Origin of the sequence: Caulobacter sp. SLTY (genome assembly GCF_009905535.1) — a bacterium.
GTDB lineage: Bacteria > Pseudomonadota > Alphaproteobacteria > Caulobacterales > Caulobacteraceae > Caulobacter.
Genome location: NZ_JAAALA010000037.1, coordinates 21,631 through 36,869, shown reverse-complemented (window position 1 = coordinate 36,869; position 15,239 = coordinate 21,631). Strand labels below are relative to the sequence as shown.

17 protein-coding genes and 1 tRNA gene are annotated in these 15,239 nt (G+C 68.6%); 11 read left to right on the top strand and 7 right to left on the bottom strand.

Translation table 11 applies throughout. The features are described from left to right. Window positions 1-221 precede the first annotated feature (221 nt). Together queA and tgt are read left to right on the top strand one after the other, a co-directional pair. Complete coding sequence (gene queA, locus GVN21_RS17780; RefSeq protein WP_166576081.1) at window positions 222-1,298, top strand: tRNA preQ1(34) S-adenosylmethionine ribosyltransferase-isomerase QueA; 1,077 nt, start codon at window positions 222-224, stop codon at window positions 1,296-1,298. After that, window positions 1,295-2,416 (top strand): tRNA guanosine(34) transglycosylase Tgt, encoded by a 1,122-nt coding sequence (tgt, locus tag GVN21_RS17775; RefSeq protein ID WP_166576080.1) that lies wholly within the window; start codon window positions 1,295-1,297, stop codon window positions 2,414-2,416. The genes queA and tgt overlap by 4 nt, the downstream gene beginning before the upstream one ends. Here tgt and GVN21_RS17770 read toward each other — a convergent pair. Continuing rightward, window positions 2,406-3,011, bottom strand: coding sequence for a hypothetical protein (locus tag GVN21_RS17770; RefSeq protein ID WP_166576076.1), 606 nt, complete (start codon window positions 3,009-3,011; stop codon window positions 2,406-2,408). The two genes, tgt and GVN21_RS17770, sit on opposite strands and share 11 nt — an antisense overlap. A 99-nt stretch (window positions 3,012-3,110) precedes the next feature. On the opposite strand from GVN21_RS17770, the gene GVN21_RS17765 reads away from it, so the two are divergent. Next, window positions 3,111-3,185 (top strand) — tRNA-Lys (locus GVN21_RS17765). Window position 3,186: 1 nt separating this feature from the next. Here GVN21_RS17765 and glk read toward each other — a convergent pair. Then, window positions 3,187-4,119: a glucokinase gene (gene glk, locus GVN21_RS17760; RefSeq protein WP_205690155.1), complete on the bottom strand. Its 933-nt coding sequence runs from the start codon at window positions 4,117-4,119 to the stop codon at window positions 3,187-3,189. Between the two features lie 150 nt (window positions 4,120-4,269). Here glk and GVN21_RS17755 point away from each other — a divergent pair, with 150 nt between their 5' ends. The 4 genes from GVN21_RS17755 (at window position 4,270) to GVN21_RS17740 (ending at window position 7,361) form a co-directional block, all read left to right on the top strand. Continuing rightward, window positions 4,270-5,067 carry a crotonase/enoyl-CoA hydratase family protein gene (locus tag GVN21_RS17755; protein ID WP_166576075.1) on the top strand — a complete coding sequence of 266 codons (798 nt, stop codon included), beginning with the start codon at window positions 4,270-4,272 and terminating at the stop codon, window positions 5,065-5,067. 129 nt (window positions 5,068-5,196) lie between these two features. Next, window positions 5,197-5,664: a DUF3052 domain-containing protein gene (locus GVN21_RS17750; RefSeq protein WP_240903002.1), complete on the top strand. Its 468-nt coding sequence runs from the start codon at window positions 5,197-5,199 to the stop codon at window positions 5,662-5,664. Window positions 5,665-5,736: 72 nt separating this feature from the next. After that, window positions 5,737-6,630: a DMT family transporter gene (locus GVN21_RS17745; RefSeq protein ID WP_166576074.1), complete on the top strand. Its 894-nt coding sequence runs from the start codon at window positions 5,737-5,739 to the stop codon at window positions 6,628-6,630. Further along, on the top strand, window positions 6,627-7,361 hold the full coding sequence (locus GVN21_RS17740) for an N-acetylmuramoyl-L-alanine amidase (RefSeq protein ID WP_166576073.1): 735 nt from the start codon (window positions 6,627-6,629) through the stop codon (window positions 7,359-7,361). Before GVN21_RS17745 ends, GVN21_RS17740 begins: the two co-directional genes overlap by 4 nt. Here the strand turns inward: GVN21_RS17740 and GVN21_RS17735 are convergent. The 5 genes from GVN21_RS17735 to GVN21_RS17715 all read right to left on the bottom strand — a co-directional run bounded on the left by GVN21_RS17735 (window position 7,358) and on the right by GVN21_RS17715 (window position 12,201). Further along, the gene (locus tag GVN21_RS17735; protein WP_166576072.1) at window positions 7,358-8,293 is read right to left on the bottom strand and encodes a phytoene/squalene synthase family protein; all 936 of its coding nucleotides are present in this window, start codon (window positions 8,291-8,293) and stop codon (window positions 7,358-7,360) included. The two genes, GVN21_RS17740 and GVN21_RS17735, sit on opposite strands and share 4 nt — an antisense overlap. After that, complete coding sequence (locus GVN21_RS17730) at window positions 8,290-9,765, bottom strand: phytoene desaturase (RefSeq protein WP_166576071.1); 1,476 nt, start codon at window positions 9,763-9,765, stop codon at window positions 8,290-8,292. The genes GVN21_RS17735 and GVN21_RS17730 overlap by 4 nt, the downstream gene beginning before the upstream one ends. Next, a complete protein-coding gene (gene crtY, locus GVN21_RS17725; protein ID WP_166576070.1) occupies window positions 9,762-10,931 on the bottom strand; it encodes a lycopene beta-cyclase CrtY in 1,170 nt (389 codons plus the stop codon). The genes GVN21_RS17730 and crtY overlap by 4 nt, the downstream gene beginning before the upstream one ends. Window positions 10,932-11,011: 80 nt before the next feature. Continuing rightward, a complete protein-coding gene (locus GVN21_RS17720) occupies window positions 11,012-11,527 on the bottom strand; it encodes a GNAT family N-acetyltransferase (protein ID WP_166576069.1) in 516 nt (171 codons plus the stop codon). After that, complete coding sequence (locus GVN21_RS17715; RefSeq protein ID WP_166576068.1) at window positions 11,527-12,201, bottom strand: hypothetical protein; 675 nt, start codon at window positions 12,199-12,201, stop codon at window positions 11,527-11,529. The genes GVN21_RS17720 and GVN21_RS17715 overlap by 1 nt, the downstream gene beginning before the upstream one ends. Before the next feature lie 99 nt (window positions 12,202-12,300). Here GVN21_RS17715 and GVN21_RS17710 point away from each other — a divergent pair, with 99 nt between their 5' ends. From GVN21_RS17710 to GVN21_RS17695, 4 genes are all read left to right on the top strand, one after another. After that, window positions 12,301-13,221 carry a histone deacetylase family protein gene (locus tag GVN21_RS17710; RefSeq protein WP_166576067.1) on the top strand — a complete coding sequence of 307 codons (921 nt, stop codon included), beginning with the start codon at window positions 12,301-12,303 and terminating at the stop codon, window positions 13,219-13,221. Window positions 13,222-13,262: 41 nt separating this feature from the next. Then, window positions 13,263-13,880 carry a histidine phosphatase family protein gene (locus tag GVN21_RS17705; protein WP_166576066.1) on the top strand — a complete coding sequence of 206 codons (618 nt, stop codon included), beginning with the start codon at window positions 13,263-13,265 and terminating at the stop codon, window positions 13,878-13,880. A 95-nt stretch (window positions 13,881-13,975) separates the two neighbouring features. After that, the gene (locus GVN21_RS17700) at window positions 13,976-14,218 is read left to right on the top strand and encodes an exodeoxyribonuclease VII small subunit (RefSeq protein WP_166576065.1); all 243 of its coding nucleotides are present in this window, start codon (window positions 13,976-13,978) and stop codon (window positions 14,216-14,218) included. Window positions 14,219-14,220: 2 nt separating this feature from the next. After that, complete coding sequence (locus GVN21_RS17695; RefSeq protein WP_166576064.1) at window positions 14,221-15,108, top strand: polyprenyl synthetase family protein; 888 nt, start codon at window positions 14,221-14,223, stop codon at window positions 15,106-15,108. The last annotated feature ends 131 nt before the right edge of the window (window positions 15,109-15,239 follow it).

Here is a 15,239-nt window from a genome sequence, read left to right as displayed (position 1 = left end):
CGCTGCGCGCTGCGACCCTGCTCGCCGGCTGTGGCCGCAAGGATGAGCGGAGCCGGCGAGCAGGGTCGCAGCGATGGCGGCGCTGAGGGCCAGGGTCGAAAGTCGCATGGTGCTCATGGTTCAAAGCCCTTCCCAATAAGGGGGATCATGCCCTCCGGCATGTGACGGAGTCCACCGCCAAGCTTGACGCCGGGCGGGGTTCGGGCGCATCCCGCCGCGCCATGCTCGTCAGCGACTTCGATTTCGACCTGCCGGAAGACCGCATCGCCCTGCGGCCGGCCAACCCGCGCGAGGCGGCGAGGCTGCTGGTGGTGCGGCCGGATGAAGGGCTGGAGGACGCCACCGTCGGCGACCTGCCCGGCCTGCTGCGGGCCGGCGATGCGCTGGTGTTCAACGATACCCGTGTGATCCCGGCCCGGCTGTTCGGGGTTCGCCGCCGCGAGGAGACGGAGGTCCGGGTCGAGGCCATCCTGCACCGCCGCCTGGCGCCCGACCGCTGGACCGCCTTCGCCCGCCCGGGCAAGCGGCTGAAGGTCGGCGACATCATCCAGTTTGGCCAGCGAGAGGATCGCGCCTGTGAAGCCAGCGGGCTGACCGCGACCGTCGCCGAGAAGGGGGAGGGGGGCGAACTGACCCTGGCCTTCGATCTTTACGGTGTCGATCTCGACCTGGCCGTCGCGGCGGTGGGCGAGATGCCCCTGCCGCCCTACATCGCCGCCAAGCGGGCGGAGGACGAGCAGGACCGCACCGACTACCAGACCGTCTACGCCCGCGAGGATGGCTCGGTCGCCGCCCCCACCGCCGGTCTGCATTTCACCCCGGCGCTGTTGGAGGCCATCGCCGCGCGCGGCGTCTCCAACCACTTCGTTACCCTGCACGTCGGGGCCGGCACCTTCCTGCCCGTGAAGACGGATGTGGTCGCCGAGCACAGGATGCATGCCGAGTTCGGCGTGGTCAGCGCCGAGACCGCCACCGCTCTCAACGCGGTGCGCGCCGCCGGCGGCCGCATCGTCTGCGTCGGAACGACGTCCCTGCGGCTCCTGGAGAGCGCCACGACTGAGGCGGGGTTCATCCAGCCCTTCGCCGATGACACCGCCATCTTCATCACCCCCGGCTATCGCTTCCGCGCCGCCGACGCCCTGATGACCAACTTCCACCTGCCGCGCTCGACCCTGTTCATGCTGGTCAGCGCCTTCGCGGGCTTCGAGACGATGAAGGCCGCCTACGCCCACGCCATCGCCACGGGCTACCGGTTCTATTCCTACGGCGACTCATCCCTGCTAATGCGCGCCGCCTGATGACCTTTCCCTTCGAGATCGCCGCCACCGACGGTGCGGCCCGCACCGGGGTGCTGAAGACCCCGCGCGGCGACATCCGCACCCCCGCCTTCATGCCGGTCGGCACGGCGGCCACCGTCAAGGCGCTGACCGTCGACCAGGTGAAGGAGACGGGGGCCGACATCATCCTGGGCAACACCTACCACCTGATGCTGCGCCCGACGGCCGAGCGGGTGAAGCGGCTGGGCGGCCTCCATAAGTTCATGCGCTGGGACAAGCCGATCCTGACCGACAGCGGCGGCTTCCAGGTGATGAGCCTGTCGAACATCGCCAAGGTGAAGGAGGAGGCGGTCACCTTTGCCAGCCACATCGATGGCTCCAAGCACGTCCTGACACCCGAGCGCTCCATCGAGATCCAGGCCGACCTGCTGGGCTCCGACATCGTCATGCAGCTGGACGAGTGCGTCAGTTGGCCGGCCGAGGAAGATCGCGCTGCGGAGGCCATGCGCCTGTCGGCCCGCTGGGGCCAACGCAGCAAGGCGGCGTTCGGGACGCGGGACAGCCAGGTGTTGTTCGGCATCCAGCAGGGCAGCACCTTCGAGCACCTGCGCCGCGAGAGTTCCGAACGGCTGATCGAGACCGGCTTCGATGGCTACGCCATCGGCGGCCTGGCGGTGGGCGAGGGGCATGCGGCGATGTGCGAGGTGCTGGACTATGCGCCGGCCATGCTGCCCGCCGACCGGCCTCGCTACCTGATGGGCGTGGGCAAGCCGATCGACATCGTTGAGGCGGTGGCGCGCGGGGTGGACATGTTCGACTGCGTCCTGCCGACCCGCTCGGGCCGGCACGGCCAGGCCTGGACCTGGGACGGGCCGATCAACCTGAAGAACGCCCGCTTCGCCGAGGACGACACGCCGCTCGATCCGGACATCGCCGCCCCGGCCAGCAGCCTCTATTCCAAGGCCTATCTGCACCATCTGGTGAAGGCCGACGAAATCCTCGGCCAGGTCCTGCTCAGCTGGCACAACATCGCCTTTTTCCAGGCGCTGACGGCCGCATTGCGGGCCGCGATCGCCGAAGGGCGGATGGACGCCTTCCGCCGCGACTTCGCGGCGCGCCAGAGTAAGCCTACTTCCTGACCGGATACTTCGGCGTGGAGGGGTCGCGCAGCTTGATCGGCGGTCCGACGTAGGGGGTCGGGGCGGCAGGGGGCTTGCAGCCCTTGGCCAGGCCGATGCCCTTCAGATAGCCGCGCCGTATGCCGCCGGCGGTGATCGCCGAGCGGACCAGCTTGTCGTGCCGCTCGGCCCCGGTCAGCTTCCGCACCCAGCCGCGGTAGGGGATGATGTCCTGGGCCGCGCCAACCGCCATGCGCATGGCCTCGTCGCCCACGAATTCGCGGCTGTCGGCGATCAGGCCCTGGTCGGCCTTGGTCGGCTTGGGCTGGTCCATGTCGGGACCGAGGGCCTCGTCCAGAGGCGCGACCAGGGCGCGGATCTCTGCGCAGGTCATCGGATTGGGCTTGGCGTAGGGGTCGGCCAGGGCGTCGAGCAGCACCTGCGGGATCTTGGTTCGCAGCAGGTTGATGTCGCGCAGCGGCGAGGACGCGGCGCCAACCAGGCTGCCCCGGTTCACCTGATCGGTGGTCCGCACACGGTTCGGGTCCGGCGGCGGGGTGGTGGCGCAGGCGCTTAGCAGCGCCGCGGAGAACAACAGGCAGGCGGGCGTCTTCATGGCGCGGACTTTTACCCCGCAAGGAACCTGTCGCAAGCGCTTGCGGCCCGGGACGGGCGCCACTATGGTCCGCGCCGCTTCGGACCGGCGGTCCACGGCGGGCCTGTAGCTCAGCGGTAGAGCATTCGACTTTTAATCGAATGGTCCTGGGTTCGATCCCCAGCGGGCCTACCACTCATCCATTCAATGGAGCCGCGCCGGCGCCCAGCAGCGCCGCGTACTTGTGCAGGATCACCCGCGTCGGAATCGCCGCGACGTAAGCGGCAAACCGGCCCTTGGCCTCGAATGCCTCGCGAAAGCCGCTCGCCTGCAACCGATCCAGCATCTTTGGCGCGATGCCTCCGCCCAGATAGACCCCCCCGACAGCGCCGAACGTGAGGGCATAGTCGCCGGCGGCCGCGCCGTAGATGCGGAAGAAGCGGTCGAGGACTTCCTGGGCCAGGCCGTCGCCGGCGTCGGCCCGCTTGGCGATGTCTTCGGGATCGAGGGGCTCGGGTTTCTGATCCCGGATGTCGGCGAGGGCGTCGTAGAGGTTCACCAGGCCGGGGCCGGAGAGGATCCGCTCCAGCGACGCGCGTCCGAAGCGGGCGGTAAGGCGGCGGAGTATCTCGATCTCCAGCTCGTCGGTCGGGGCGAAGGCCATGTGGCCACCTTCGGTGACCGCCACCGCCGTACTCGGGCCGTTTCGCACCAGGGCGCCGACTCCCAGACCGGTGCCGGCGCCGAGAATGGCGATGGTGCCGTTCGGCTCCCCCTCGGCGGGACCGCCGAGGTCGCCGAGGTCCTCAGTTGTGAGCCGCGGGATGGCGAGGGCCAGGGCCTCGTAGTCGTTGAGCAGCCGAGCGACCTGAAAGCCCTGGTCCTTCAGCGCGGCCTCGGACATGTCCCAGTGGCCGTTGGTCAGGGCGGCGCGGCCGTCGTCCACCGGGCCGGCCACGGCGATCACCGCCTCTTCCGCCCGACGGCCGTCCAGGAAGCGGTCGATGGCGGCCTCCAGGGTCGGGAACGCGTCGATCTCGAAGGCTTCCGTACCGTCCAGCAATGGGTGATCGCTTGACGGATCGACCAGGGCGAAGCGGCAGTTGGTGCCGCCGACGTCGCCGACCAGGCGGACTGAGGATGACTTGGCGATGGGCTTTCTCCAGAGGACGAGGATGGACCGGTTGGCTAATCCGCGTCCAGCGCTGCGGGTTCCTCCCCGGTGACGCGGGGCGGCGCCGTCGCTATGGATGGACTCAGACCAAGCGAGGAAACCCCCATGTCCCTGATCCTGACCGAAAAGCGCGGCCACATCGCCATCCTGACCCTCAACCGTCCGGAGTCGATGAACGCCCTGGGCGCCGCCGGAGACGGGGATCAGGTGGCGGCCGCCTGCGCCGAGATCAACGCCGACCAGAACATCCGCGCCGTGGTGCTGACCGGCGCCGGCCGCGCCTTCTCGGCCGGCGGAGACGTCAAGGCGATGAAGGCCCGCGAAGGGGCGTTCGGCGGCAGCGGGGTCAACATCCGCGAGGGCTACCGCAACAATATCCACCGGATCGTCCGCTCGGTGTACGGGCTGGAAGTGCCGTCGATCGCGGCGGTCAACGGGGCGGCCATCGGCCTGGGCTGCGACGTCGCCTGCATGACCGACATCCGCATCGCCGCCGACACTGCCAAGTTCGGGGTCACCTTCCTGAAGCTGGGGCTGATCCCCGGCGACGGCGGCGCCTGGCTGCTGCCGCGCACCATCGGCATGAGCCGGGCGTCCGAGCTGCTGTTCACCGGCGACGTGATCGACGCCGAGACGGCGGAGAAGTGGGGCCTGGTCAGCAAGGTGGTTCCGGCCGACACCGTGCTCGACGCCGCGATCGCCATGGCCGAGAAGATCGCCCAGCAGCCGCCGCACAGCCTGCGTCTGGGCAAGGCCCTGCTGAAGCACGGCCAGTCGACCAGCTATGACACCCTGATGGAGATGAGCGCCGCCGCCCAGGCGATCAGCCACCTGACCGACGACCACATGGAAGGTGTCGAGGCGCTGCTGGAAAAGCGGCCGGCGGTGTTCAAGGGGCGGTAGGTGCGTGGGCAAGGATGCCTCCGACATCGCCGCCCGTTTCCCGACGGAGACGATCGCGGCCGGCTGCAATGGGAGGCGCCGAAGCTGATCTTTCGCGGGGCGGCGCGGCGTGTTTTCGAAGGCGCGACCTTGGCCGGCATCCGGGCGGAGGGCGGCGACCTGGTGCTGGCTGACGGGAGCCGGTTCACACTGGGCGAGCCGTTCGCCGGTCGGTGGGCCGAGGCCATCGCCAATCCGCCGGGCCGGCTCGACAAGCTGGGCGTGAAGCCGGGGATGCGCGTGGCGGTGCTCGATATCGACGACGCCCCCTTCTTCAGCGAGTTGATTCAAAGAACCCAACCGATGAACGAGTTCAGCGAACTCGACATCCTGTTCTACGCCGCCGACGACGCGTCGGCGCTGGCCCGGATCGGCGAGCTGGTTCCTATGTTGGCGCCGCGCGGGGCCCTCTGGGTGGTGTCGCGCAAGGGCAAGGCGGCGACCGTCAAGGACGTCCAGGTCATGGCGGCGGCCAAGGCGCACGGTCTGGTGGACAACAAGGTCTGCTCGTTCTCGGATACCCATACGGCGCTGCGATTCACCCGCCGCAAGGGCTGAGCCGCCGGGAATTCCGGTGCAGAGCCCGGTTCCCACTGGCCTTCCGCCGCGTCGCGGGTCTAGACCCAGACCATGGCCCTCCGCGACTTCCTGCTGCTCATGGCGATGTGCGTCATCTGGGCTTCCAACAACATCGTCAGCAAGATCGTGGTCACCGACATGGCGGTGCCGCCGCTGTTCTATGCGGCGGTCCGGTTCGCCATCGTCGCGGCGCTGACCTTGCCCTGGCTGCTGCCGGCGCCCCGGCCGCTGTGGCGGATGATCATCATTGCCCAGCTGATTGGCGGGCTGAACTTCGCGCTGATCTTCATCGGCTTCCAGACCGCCAGTCCTTCGGCCGCGTCGATTATCATCCAGCTGGGCGTGCCGATGACCACGGTCTTGTCCATGTTCATGCTGGGAGAGAAGGTGCGCTGGCGGAGGGGACTGGGCATGGCCCTGACCCTGGCCGGGGCGGTGATGGTCATGTGGCATCCGACCGGCATGGATATGTCGCTTGGCCTCTGGCTGATCGCCGGCTCGGCCCTTGCCGGCTCGCTGGGCGCGGTGATGATGAAGCAGATGGAGGGGGTGAAGCCTCTGCAGTTCCAGGCCTGGGTCGGGTTTTCGGCCATCTGGCCGCTGACCGCTATGACCGCTCTGTTCGAGCATGACCAGATCGGCAAGGCGCTGGAGGCCGGCTGGCCCTTCCTGGCGGCGGTGCTCTATTCGGCGCTGATCGTCTCGATCATCGCCCACACCGTGTATTACCACCTGATCCAGAAGTACGAGGCGACTCTGATCTCGCCGCTGACCCTGATGACGCCGCTGGCGACGATCGGCCTGGGGGTGTGGATCACCAAGGACTACTTCGACCTGCGGATGGGCATCGGGGCGGCGCTGGCGTTGCTGGGGGTCTTGATCGTGGCGCTGAGACCCAATCATGTGATGCCCCTGCTCATGGCCATCCGGAATCGCGCCCAATGACCCTAGACGTCATCCCGGCCCCGTCGCCCAACTTCGACGCCCGCACCGCGCCGCCGGACATGATCGTCATGCACTACACCGGCATGGAGACCGGCGAGGCGGCCCTGGCTCGGCTGCGTGACCCCGACGCCAAGGTTTCCAGCCATTACCTGGTCGAGGAGGACGGGCGGATCTTCTCCCTGGTGGCCGAGGAGCGGCGAGCCTGGCACGCGGGGCGCGGCAGCTGGCGGGGAGAGACCAACTGCAACGCCGTGTCGGTGGGGATCGAGATCGTCAATCCGGGCCATGAGTTCGGCTACCGGCCGTTTCCGGAGGCGCAGATCGCCGCGGTGATTGCCCTGACCGGCGAGATCCGGGGCCGCTGGGAAGTGCCCGACAGCCGCATCATAGGCCACTCCGACCTGGCGCCGGCCCGTAAGCAGGATCCCGGCGAGCTGTTCCCCTGGAAGCGCCTCGCCGAGGCCGGCCATGGGCTATGGGCCGAAGCCGATCCGGCGCCGGGCGAGCCCCTGGGAGAGGGGGCCGAAGGGGTGGGGGTGTTCGCTCTGCAGGCGGGGCTGACCCGACTGGGCTACGACTGCGCGCCGTCCGGCCAGTTCGACCAGAACACCCGGGAGGTGGTGATGGCCTTCCAGCGGCATTGGGTGCAGAGCCGGTTTGACGGGGTGGCCGACGGGCTGACACGCGCGCGGCTTATGGCGGTGATCCGGGCGGCGGCGGCTCTCGGTTAAAGCCGCGACCACAGCGGCAGGCGCACAGGCGGCTCGCGCCAGCGGTCGAGGGTGACCGCGCGCAGGGCGGTGAAGGCGGACTGGATCAGCAGGCGCAGCTTGGTGGCGGTGCTGGTGGACACGCGAGTGTCCCAGGCGCGGGGCCCCCGGCGCAGGACCTCGATCCCAATCTGGCGGTAGACCGCCCCGGCCGCCGCGACAGCCCAGGCCGACCGGAAGGGCAGGGCGCGAAGGCCCCAGCGGGCGGAGAGGTAGTAGGGCTCTGCCGTCTCCATCAGAGTCTCGGCGAGGGCGGCGAGCGTGTCGCGGCGGTCCGGCGCGGTGATTTGGTCGGCGGGGAGGTCGGCTTCGTCGAGCCAGACCTCGGGCAGATACACGCGGCCGTTCCTGGCGTCCTCGACGAGGTCGCGGGCAATGTTGGTCAGCTGGAAGGCGAGGCCCAGGTCCTGGGCGCGGCGCAGGGTGGTCAGGTCGTCCGGCTTCACCCCCATGACCACAGCCATCATCACCCCGACCGCGCCGGCCACGTGCCAGCAGTATTTCAGGGTCTCCTCGAACTGTTCGTAGCGCTGGCCCGAGACGTCCATGGCGAAGCCGTCGATCAGCTCGATGGCCCATTGCTCGGGGATGCGGCGGCGCAAGGCGACCTGGCCGAAGGCGGCGAAGGCGGGGTCGGACTGGGGTTCGCCGGCCAGGGCCGAGCGGGTCTTTGCGTAGAGATCTTCGAGGGTTGCGCGCAGCTGTTCCGGCGGAACCGCAGCCTGGCCGTGGCCAAGCGTCTGGCCATCGATGACGTCGTCGCAATGGCGGCACCAGGCGTAGAGCATCTCCGCATCGGTGCGGGTCTGGGCGTCGAACAGGGCGGCGGCGGCGGCGAAGCTCTGGCTGCCCTTGGTGATGGCTTCGCGGCTGGTGGCCTCCAGGTCGCTCAAACAAGGTCCTCCAGCATCAGTCCGGCGGTGGCCTTGGCCGAGCCGACGACGCCGGGGATGCCGGCGCCCGGATGGGTGCCGGCCCCGACGAAGTAGAGGTTCGGGATCCGGTCGTCGCGGTTGTGAGTGCGGAAGAAGGCGCTCTGGGTCAGGATCGGCTCGAGGCTGAAGGCCGAGCCCAGGTGGGCATTTAGTTCGCCCTTGAAATCGGCGGGGGTGAAGATGCGTTGAACGGTGAGGTCGCGGCGCAGGTTCGGGATGTAGCGGGCTTCCAGGTAGTCGAGGATGCTGTCGGCGTAACGCGGACCTTCGACAGCCCAGTCGATGTCCGCCGTGCCCAGGTGAGGCACGGGCGAGAGGACATAGTGGGTGCTGCCGCCGGGCGGCGCCATGCCGGGGTCGGTCGCACAGGGCGAATGCAGATAGAGCGAGAAGTCCTTGGCCAGGCTGTCTTTTGCGTAGATCTCGTCGATCAGGCCCTTGTAGCGATGGCCGAAGCAGATGGTGTGGTGGCGCAGCTGGGGCTGGGCGGCCTTCAGGCCGAAATGGACCACGAACAGGCTGGGGCTGAAGCGCTTGCGCTTGAGGGCGACGGCGGCCTGGCGACCGCGCGGGTCGCCGCCGAGCAGGGCCTCATAGGTGTGCACCACGTCGGCGTTGGAGGCGACCGCGTCGAAGGTTTCCGGGCCGGCGTCGGTGACCACGCCCGTGGTGCGGGCGTTGTCAGTGGTGATCTGCCTAACCGGCGTGGAGAGCCGCAGCGTTCCGCCCAGGTCCTCGAACAGCTTGGCCAAGCCGGCGATCAGGGCGCCGGTCCCGCCGCGCGGGAACCAGACTCCGCCGCGCCGCTCCAGGGCATGGATCAGGGCGTAGATGGAGGAGGTGGCGAAGGGGCTGCCGCCGACCAGCAGGGTGTGGAACGACAGAGCCTGGCGCAGGTGCTCGTCCTGCACGAAGCCGCAGACCTTGGCGTAGACGCTGCGCCAGGCCTGCAGCTTCATCAGCTGCGGCGCGGCGGAGATCATGCTCTTGAAGTCGAGGAACGGCACGTGGCCAAGCTTGACGTACCCCTCCTGGAACAGCTCTTCGCTATACTTGAGGAATCGCTTGTAACCCTCGACATCGGCGGGATTTCTCGCGCCAATCTGACGATCCAGTTCAGCCTGGTCGTTGACGTAGTCGAAGGTGTCCCCGTCCTCCCAGCAGAGCCGGTAGAAGGGATCGACGCTGATCAGTTCGAGGTAGTCGGAGAGTTTGCGGCCGGAGAGGGCGAACAGCTCCTCCAGGCAGGCCGGATCAGTGATCACCGTCGGCCCGGCGTCGAAGGTATGGCCCGCCTCGTGCCAGACGTAGGCCCGGCCGCCGGGCTTGTCGCGCCCCTCGTAGAGCGTGACGGCGTGACCGGCGGACTGCAGCCGGACCGCCAGGGCCAGACCCCCGAAACCGGAACCTATGACGGCGATACGTTTCAACGGGTGGGCTCCAGGACAGAGGATTCGGACAGGACGCGAAGTGCGGCGGATACGGGCACCGGCGGCTTTCCGATGAGGATGCGGGCCTTGTCGCCAAGGCCCGCCTGCCCCGCGTAAAATCGTTCGATCAGCGGCTGCGGCAAGCGGTAGAAGCGTTCGAGGACGCGATATCTCTGGTCCGGCTCGCAGGCCCGAAAAAGCATCCGGTTCAGCAGCCGATAATAGCCGCGCTTGTCCCAGGTGGCTTTCGAATGAGCCTCGACGTGGGCTCGCACGGTTTCCGTGTTCAGCACCGGCAGGGTTGCGACCTGATCAGCCAGGCGGGCGGCGTCGGGCAGGGAATAGCCGGTGACCGGATGGAACAGCGCGGCCCGAAGCCCGACCGCCGCGCCCTCCGTATCGTCCCACCAGCGGTCGATGTCCCCGCCAAGGGCAATGGGCAGGACGCCGTCCTCCTCGCGCAGCACCTCGCCGATGGTCCAGCCGCGATCGGTGGCGTAGCGGTTCAGGTCCTGGCGGAGCTCGTCCCGGTCCAGCGCCTCGCCATCGGCGTAGCGGGTGTCTTCGATCAGCAGGCGCGTCGGGGACTGGGGTAGGACATAGAGGAAGCGATAGCCGTCCAGCTGGTCGACGGTGGCGTCCATGATGATCGGCCGGGTCAGGCCGTGCGGCGCGGTCAGCTCGACCTCCTGGCCGAGGAATTTCTGCCAGCCCAGAACCAGTGCGTCGCCGCCGGACGGCCCGCGGGCATCGATCACCGCGGCCGCCGTCAGCACGGTCTGGTCGGCGAGGGTGACGCTGTCGGCGGTCAGAGAGACGACGGGCGTCCCGGTCCGCGCGGCGTCCCCCAGTGTCTCGCCCACCACCCTGGCGAAGCGATCCGAGGCAATCGACAGATAGGGCGTTGTCAGGTCGCGGCCGTGGGCGGGAAAGCGGACGCTGTAGCCGGGCCAGCGGTAGGAGATCAGCGGTGCGATCCAGGCCCGGACCGCAGGCGACAGGTCGGTTTCAAAGCAGGACCAGGTGTGCACCCCGCCCAGCACCGGACCCCCTTCGAGCACCAGCACATTCAACTCCGGCCGTAACGCGCGCAGCCGCAGGGCGATCAGGCCCCCCGCCAGACCGCCGCCCGCAATGATGACGTCGTGGTCGAACCGGCCAGCCATGAGGGCTGACTTAGCACGCCGCGCGGGCGTGGCCAGTGCGCTGCCTTTGCGGTTCGCGCCACGACGGCCGAACGGTGCGGTCAGCCCCGACGCAGGATGTATTCGTCGTCGAGCACCCGGCCGACCGGAAACTGATACTCGCCGACCTTCTCGAAGCCGAGGCGGCCGTAGAGCCGCTGGGCGCCGAAGTTCTGAGACCAGACGCCGATCCAAAGGCGGCGGGGTCCCCTCTGTTCGAGCCAGGCCAGCACGGTATCCAGCAGCCGGCGTCCCACCCCGCCGTTCTGATGCGCTTTCAACAGGTAGAGGCGCTTGAGCTCGCCGTCCGCCGGCTGCACCTCTGGATGCGGCAGGTCAGAAGGCCCGGCTTCGGCATATCCGATCACATGGCCCTCCGCCGTTTCGACCAGCCAGGCGGCCTTGGCCGGGTCGGCGAGGTTGGCGCGGGTCTTCTCCAGGCCGTAGGCGGTGTCGAGAAAGGCCTCCAGGTCCTCCGGCGGATACAAGTGGCCGAAGGTCTCGGTGAAGGTTTCGGCGCCGATCCATGACAGGGCCTGGGCATCGTCTGGCGTAGCGCGGCGGATCGTGGGCGACATCAGTCGTTGCCGGGGTTGGTGCGGGCCAGTCGCAGCACGGTGTTCCAGCCGATCCCGCCGATGGCCTGCACCGCCATGGCGCTCTCGGCCGGTGCGGTGAGGCGTTGCTTGAAGCTCCATGCGCCAATTCGGGCCGTGTAGGCGTGAGTGTAGCGGCGTTGTTCGCCCGAGCCGATGTAGAACATGACGCTGCTGGTCGGCGGATTGCCTTCCTCCTTTACCGTGGCGACCATGCCGTCATAGGGCGTGGCGTCGGGCCAGCGCTGGGTGATGGCGCGGCCGGCGTCCTCGGCCAGGAACTGCGGAGAATAGTCTTCGGCGTACCGTGTCGCGTAGTAGGTCGTGACCACCTCGCCCAAGGTGGTGTTGCAGCCGACATCGTCCCCCCTGGTCGGCTCCTCGGCGTCGAAGACCATCACCTTGTTCAGCTCGGCGCCGGGCGTGAAGCTACAGACCAGCCCGCTACGCCGGTGGCGGACACGCGGATCCATGCCCTCGGTCACGTTCTCGAACAGGTCCTCGGCGCCGGCCTGGTTCAGCAAGGCGTCCGCCTCGGTCTTGGCCTTTGCGACCATTTCCGGCGTGACGCCTTCCTGCGGGCCGAGAAACTGGGCCGCGGTCGGTGTGGCGCAGGCCAGGGTCAGGGCAGCGGCTATGGAAGGCAGAAAACGCATGGCTCGATCCCCCCGGAACGGTTCGATCCGAAGACCATGCCTCACTTTCCAACGCCCTGCCACGGTTGCGGCGTCGGGAGCGGAGGTTAGGATCGCCCCATGACCCTTGCCCTCTACACCCACCCCGACATGCTGGATCACAACCCCGGCGACGGCCATGCCGAACGGCCCGAGCGGCTGGCCGCCGTGATCGGGGCGCTGGAAGACCACGCCGGGCTGGACCTCGAGCCGCTGGAGGCTCCACTGGTCGAGGTGGCGGACCTGCTGCGAGTGCATCCTCAAAGCTATGTGGATGCAATGATGGCGGCCACCCCGGCCAGTGGTCTGACCCGGCTGGACGAAGACACCCTGCTTTCCCCGGGCAGCTGGGGCGCGGTGCGCCGGGCGGCCGGGGCCGTGGTTGAGGCGGTGCGCGGCGTGGCGCGGGGGGAGCGTTCGCGGGCTTTCTGCGCCGTTCGGCCGCCGGGGCATCATGCAGAGCCAGAGACGGCCATGGGCTTCTGCGTCTTTTCCAATGTAGCGGTAGCGGCGCGGGCCGCTCAGGCGGCGGGGCTGGCGCGCGTGGCCGTGGTCGATTTCGACGTCCATCACGGCAACGGCACCCAGGCGGTCTTCGAAGAGGACCCCAGCCTGTTCCTGGCCAGCATCCATCAGCATCCCCTCTACCCCGGCACCGGCGATCCGGCCGAGCAGGGCGTCGGCAATATCGCCAACGGCATCGTCGGGCCGCATGCGCCGCGCGAGCAGTGGCGGGCGGTGTTCGAAGGGCTGATGGCGCGGGTGGACGCCTTCGCCCCCGATCTTGTGATCATCTCTGCCGGTTTCGACGCCCATGCTCGCGACCCCCTGGCCAACCAGTCGCTGGAGGCCGAGGACTTCGCCTGGGCGACCCGCGCGGTGGTCGATGTGGCGAACCGGCGCGCCCGAGGGCGGGTTGTGTCCTCGCTTGAGGGCGGTTACGACCTAGAGGCGCTGGGGCGTTCGGCCCTGGCGCATGTGCAGGCATTGCAGGCGGCGTGACCTCGCCCGGACGAGACGGATCACTGGCTTTTCAGGGGATCATGGCTGACGTTCTGACCGCCGAAACGACGCCTGTGTCCGTCGCCGCCAAGCGCGGCTCGGTCACGCTGGTGCGACACGGCGAGCCGGCGCAGTCGCGCAAGGTGCGGCTGAACGCGGCCGAGTACCGTGACTGGTGGGCCGGCTACGAGGTCAAGGGAATCAAGCCGGGCCAGACCCCGCCCGAGGGGCTGAAGGCGGTGGCCCGCGACGCCGACGTGATCATCACCTCCGTGCGGCCTCGCTCGATCGAGACCTGCAAGGCGATCTGCGGCGAGCGCGCCTTCGCCCAGGACCCGATGTTCGTCGAGGCCCCTCTGCCGCCACCCAATTGGCCAAGCTGGCTGCGGCTGTCGCCGAAGATTTGGGGCTTCCTGGCGCGTGTGAACTGGGTGCTTACGGACAAGCATCAGGAGGTGGAGACCCACCGCCAGGCCGAGGCGCGGGCGATGACCGTGGCCAGGATGGTCGGGGCCATGGCCGACCAAGGCCAGGACGTGCTGGTCGTCGCCCACGGCTATTTCAACCAGCGAGTCGGCGCCGCGCTGAAACGCGAGGGCTGGCGCTGCATCGAGGACCAGGGGTTCCGCTACTGGTGCGCCCGGGTGTTCGCCCGCTGAAGCGGCCGGACAGGGTCAATTGAAATTGACCACCTTGCGCCGTTGCCCGTCGGGCGGCGGCTCTCTAGGGTGCCGCCATTCTCCCGAGAGACGAAATGACCGACACCGCCGACATCGACGCCCTGAGCTTCGAGGACGCCCTCAAGGAACTCGAACGCATCGTCCAGACCCTGGAGTCGGGGCAGGCGCCGCTGGAGGAATCGATCTCTGTCTATGAACGCGGGGCGCTGCTGAAGGCCCATTGCGAGAAGAAGCTCGAGGCCGCCCGGCTGCGCGTCGAGAAGGTGGTGCTGGCCCAGGGCCAGGCGAGCGGCGTCGAGCCGGCCGAGTTCAGCTGACCATGGCGCAGGGGCTGGAGCGCAGGGTCGCCGAGGCGGCCGACCTTGTCACCGTCGCGCTCGACGCCCTGCTTCCGAGGGCGGATGGTCCCGAATCGCGACTCACCGAGGCGATGCGCTACGCGGCGCTCGGGCCGGGCAAACGCCTGCGGCCGTTCTTCGCCCTCGAGACCGGAAAGATGTTCGACCTGCCGGAGCGGCCCGTGCTGCGGGCCGCCTGCGCGCTGGAGTGCATCCACGCCTACAGCCTGGTCCACGACGACCTGCCCTGCATGGATGATGATGACCTGCGGCGCGGCCGGCCCACTGTGCACATCGAATATGACGAGGCGACCGCCGTGCTGGTCGGCGATGCGCTGCAGACGGCCGCCTTTGAGATCATGGCCCACCCCGACACCCATCAGGATGGCAACATCCGCGCCGAGTTGGTGCGGCGACTGGCGGTGGCCTCGGGGGCCCAGGGCATGGTCGGGGGGCAGATGATCGACATCCTGGGGGTCCGCGAGGATCTCGGCGGGGTGGCGCGGATGCAGCGGCTGAAGACCGGGGCGCTGATCGCTTACGCGTTCGAGATTCCGCTGGTCATGGCCCACGCCCAGGAGGCCGAACGGCATGCGCTGATGGCCTTCGCCCAGGATCTGGGACTGGCCTATCAGATCGTCGACGACGTGCTGGACGCCGAGGGCGATCCGCAGACGCTGGGCAAGGCGGCCGGCGGCAAGGACGCCGCCAAGGGCAAGGCGAACTATGTGACCCTGCTGGGCCTGGAGGCGGCCAAGGAGCGGGTCGAACTGCTCAGCGCCCAGACGAAGGCCCATCTCGATGGATTCGGCGAGCGGGCGTCGGTCCTGCGGGATTCGGTGGATTTCGTGCTGGATCGGCGGAGTTAAGGCCGCGTCAGGCCCTCTGCACGCCGAATTCTTCGAATTCCCATCCTCATTGGTTTGCAGCGAAAGCGCACGGCGCTAGTTTGCATGCAACAAGGCGCGCCATAGACCGCGCTGACAATGGATTGCTCCGC

Bases quoted from the DNA above. Each gene is read 5' to 3' on its own strand.
- GVN21_RS17700 (WP_166576065.1), top strand. From the start codon at position 13,976: ATGACCGACACCGCCGACATCGACGCCCTGAGCTTCGAGGACGCCCTC.
- crtY (WP_166576070.1), bottom strand. From the start codon at position 10,931: ATGGCTGGCCGGTTCGACCACGACGTCATCATTGCGGGCGGCGGTCTG.
- GVN21_RS17740 (WP_166576073.1), top strand. From the start codon at position 6,627: ATGACCCTAGACGTCATCCCGGCCCCGTCGCCCAACTTCGACGCCCGC.
- queA (WP_166576081.1), top strand. From the start codon at position 222: ATGCTCGTCAGCGACTTCGATTTCGACCTGCCGGAAGACCGCATCGCC.
- GVN21_RS17720 (WP_166576069.1), bottom strand. From the start codon at position 11,527: ATGTCGCCCACGATCCGCCGCGCTACGCCAGACGATGCCCAGGCCCTG.
- GVN21_RS17755 (WP_166576075.1), top strand. From the start codon at position 4,270: ATGTCCCTGATCCTGACCGAAAAGCGCGGCCACATCGCCATCCTGACC.
- GVN21_RS17695 (WP_166576064.1), top strand. From the start codon at position 14,221: ATGGCGCAGGGGCTGGAGCGCAGGGTCGCCGAGGCGGCCGACCTTGTC.
- GVN21_RS17745 (WP_166576074.1), top strand. From the start codon at position 5,737: ATGGCCCTCCGCGACTTCCTGCTGCTCATGGCGATGTGCGTCATCTGG.
- GVN21_RS17705 (WP_166576066.1), top strand. From the start codon at position 13,263: ATGGCTGACGTTCTGACCGCCGAAACGACGCCTGTGTCCGTCGCCGCC.
- GVN21_RS17715 (WP_166576068.1), bottom strand. From the start codon at position 12,201: ATGCGTTTTCTGCCTTCCATAGCCGCTGCCCTGACCCTGGCCTGCGCC.
- GVN21_RS17710 (WP_166576067.1), top strand. From the start codon at position 12,301: ATGACCCTTGCCCTCTACACCCACCCCGACATGCTGGATCACAACCCC.
- GVN21_RS17770 (WP_166576076.1), bottom strand. From the start codon at position 3,011: ATGAAGACGCCCGCCTGCCTGTTGTTCTCCGCGGCGCTGCTAAGCGCC.